General features: G+C 59.5%; 1 pseudogene. It reads left to right on the forward strand.

Going from position 1 to position 613, the window contains the following annotated elements:
• A pseudogene (locus BST12_RS29220) lies at positions 1–613 on the forward strand (PPE family protein); the annotation flags it as partial.

Consider the following 613-nt stretch of genomic DNA (forward strand, 5'->3'; position numbering starts at 1 on the left):
CAACAGCGGCATGGCCAACAGTGGGGTGTTCAACTCCGGTGTGTTGAACACCGGGGTGTGGAACGCGGGGTTGCTGAATACCGGGATCGGGAATGTGGGGAGTTACAACTCGGGTGGGTTTAATCCGGGGAGCGTCAATACGGGTTCGTTCAATACCGGGGATACGAATACGGGGTGGTGGAACACCGGTGATCTGAACACGGGTGTGGGGAATTCGGGGGATTTGAATACGGGTGGGTTCAACCGGGGGAGCCAGAACAACGGGTTTTTCTGGCGGGCTGATGGGCAGGGTCAGTTCGGCGGTGATTACACCTTGACCATCCCCCGAATCGGACTCGACCTTACGGTGGATATTCCACTGAGTATTCCCATAACGGGATCGGTCGGCAGCGTCGCTTCCAATGGCTTCCCGTACATAAATGTGCCGTCCTTTACGATTCCCACCCTGCACCTCAACGGGAGTGCGCTGAGCGGGACCATCGGGCCTATCGTCGTCGACCCGATCCGGGTCACTGGTCCGTCGATCGCGTTGTCGATTGATGGTCCGTTGCATTTGGCGGTGTCGGGTCCTGGGGTGGGGCCGGTGGTGGTTCCGGTGTGGCATGTGGGGGCG

The organism is Mycobacterium angelicum (genome assembly GCF_002086155.1).
Taxonomy (GTDB): Bacteria; Actinomycetota; Actinomycetes; order Mycobacteriales; family Mycobacteriaceae; genus Mycobacterium; species Mycobacterium angelicum.